The sequence below is a fragment of the Okeania sp. genome, from assembly GCF_983059655.1.
On sequence record NZ_CEZPJD010001070.1, the window covers coordinates 1 to 2,197 of the forward strand.

Annotated in this window: 4 protein-coding genes; 1 reads left to right on the forward strand and 3 read right to left on the reverse strand. The window is 30.5% G+C overall.

Annotated elements, in window-relative coordinates; genetic code table 11:
• A partial coding sequence (locus AC3DU7_RS31840) for a tetratricopeptide repeat protein (protein WP_488043229.1) occupies positions 1–283 on the forward strand: 283 nt, incomplete at its 5' end.
• Positions 284–404: 121 nt separating this feature from the next.
• On the opposite strand, the gene AC3DU7_RS31845 is transcribed toward AC3DU7_RS31840, so the two are convergent.
• From AC3DU7_RS31845 to AC3DU7_RS31855, 3 genes are all read right to left on the reverse strand, one after another.
• Positions 405–851: a hypothetical protein gene (locus tag AC3DU7_RS31845; RefSeq protein WP_488043230.1), complete on the reverse strand. Its 447-nt coding sequence runs from the start codon at positions 849–851 to the stop codon at positions 405–407.
• Positions 852–987: 136 nt separating this feature from the next.
• A complete protein-coding gene (locus AC3DU7_RS31850; protein ID WP_488043231.1) occupies positions 988–1,602 on the reverse strand; it encodes a hypothetical protein in 615 nt (204 codons plus the stop codon).
• 182 nt (positions 1,603–1,784) lie between these two features.
• On the reverse strand, positions 1,785–2,027 hold the full coding sequence (locus tag AC3DU7_RS31855; RefSeq protein WP_202222197.1) for a TIGR02450 family Trp-rich protein: 243 nt from the start codon (positions 2,025–2,027) through the stop codon (positions 1,785–1,787).
• Positions 2,028–2,197 lie beyond the last annotated feature (170 nt).

Here is a 2,197-nt window from a genome sequence, read left to right on the forward strand (position 1 = left end):
AGCTCTTAAAATTAATCCCAATGATGGTAGAGGTTATGGAGTTTTAGGATTGATTAATTGTCGTCAAGAAAATTGGCTGCAAGCACTTCAACAGTTAGAAAAAGCTGTAAATTTATCTCCAGAAGAATCTTGGATACAGGCTAACTATGCTTGGAGTTTAGCAAAAATGTTTAGATGGAAAGAAGCATTAATAGTATGCGATCGCTCTTTAAAAATAGATAATAATTCTGCTTTTGCATTAGGATTAAAAAACTGGATTTTAGCCAATCAAAAACAGCGGTAAAAAGTCATTGTTACTATTCATTTTATGGTAAAGATATTGAAATTTATGAATAACAAAATAAGTTGAATTTAGCAAATAGTATTAAACAAGCATTTCGGCATTCCTGAATTAATGTATGATATCATCCGTCCCCTTCAATACTAAATTTTTTTATTTGTATCTGCGAAAAAATTGGATATCTTCTGCTTTCCTTTAAAGAATCCATTTCATTTATTACTTTACTTACCAAATTTAAAAGATTTTTGACTTCCTTATGCTCTACTCCTATTTTTTCCTTAAAATTAGGAATTTTTATGCCATTACTAGCTTCATTTAACAAGTTATTTAATAGAATTATTTCAAGTTTAGATAAGCTAATTATTATCTGGCTTTCACCAGACTGTTTAATTTCTTGCAGAATAGATTCAAAGAAACCACGAGCTAGCCTTGGAGATACGGTAACTCTTGTTTCAAAACCACCGCCTTCTAGGGCAAACTGAACTTCTTTAAGAATATTTTGAAAAATTTCTATATCTTCAAGCGATAATTTAATTTCTGCTTTTTTATATGTTATTTGAGTAATCTTCATCAGAATATTTTCTACTTGATAATGTAGCAATATTTTATGAAATTGGTATGAAAACTTTATTATAATTAATTAAGCGGAGATGATATTAACTGTTGAAATCCATTAATATTGCCTTTTTTCTGGAAACATAGAAAAATTAAAATGGTATTTCTTCATCAAAACCAGACTCATTTTCCTGTGCTTGAGATTCGGCAAAAATTGCCTCTGCTTGTTTAATTTTTTCAAAAATTGTAGCTCTAGAATAAGGTCGTTTTTTCATTAATTGATTAATTTTATATTTAGCTTTAATTGCCTCTCGATATTCTTGAGAAATTGGTTCTTCTGGCCAATTAAAATCATTAGCTTTGATAACTGGTAGTCGAGGTCCTAATTTTTCTCTTGGCATTTCTGGTAATCTTAGGAGAAAATATTCTCGTCTACGTCTGATATTTTCAGCTCTATTTTCAATCTCTGCTAATACACCTAATAACTGACTAGGATGATGTTCAGAAATAGCGACTAGAACCTCAACATCATCTAAGGGAATACCTAAACTTTCTGCTTTTGCTAAAAATTCATCTGGAATATGATTGATGATAGGAGGATTAATGGCAGCAGAGATTTCTGCCATAGCTTTTTTGATAGTTTCTTGAGCAAATTCAACTGTTTGATTATTAGCTTGATTTGTAGATTTTTCACTGACAATATCTTCTAATTTTTGGGTGGCATTTGTTAATAATTGAATTGCTTTTTTAAGATGCTCGTAATCCATTTTTATCGAATAATTAGGGTTGAAACCCTCTCTTTTTTAATTCAAAAGTCAAAAGTCAAAAGTAAGAAGTAAGAAGTAAAAGATTTAAAGCCACTCCTTTATAATTCAAAATTCAAAGGTCAAAAGTCAAAAGTAAGAAGTAATACGAATTTCAAGGACAGATAATTATTCATTATTCATTATTATTCAATTGCTTCTAATTCTTGTGTTGATTGCCATCCAGGTTTCCAAAGAGAGCGGTCTTTTAGTTGTTTAGCATTTAACCAAAATCTCACACTAGAGTCACAGGATGCTACCATTTCAGCAAATACCCATTGACCTTGATTTTTACGATTTACTACTTGGAAATGTCGCCATCCCCAAGTTTTTTGATTTGCTGTCCATTTTGAACCAACAAGGTGAGGAAACTTTTGTTTTTTTGACATTTTAATAAGGAAGATGGAAGAGGGAAAAAGGAATAAGGAAAAGAAAGATTTAAAGGGAGAAGGTTTTTTATAGTTAATTATCCGGACATGGTATTAGAGGATATCTGAAAAGTTTTTTGATACTGAATTTTGCCTCCATAGCCCCCCAACCAAAAATTATTTGACTGATA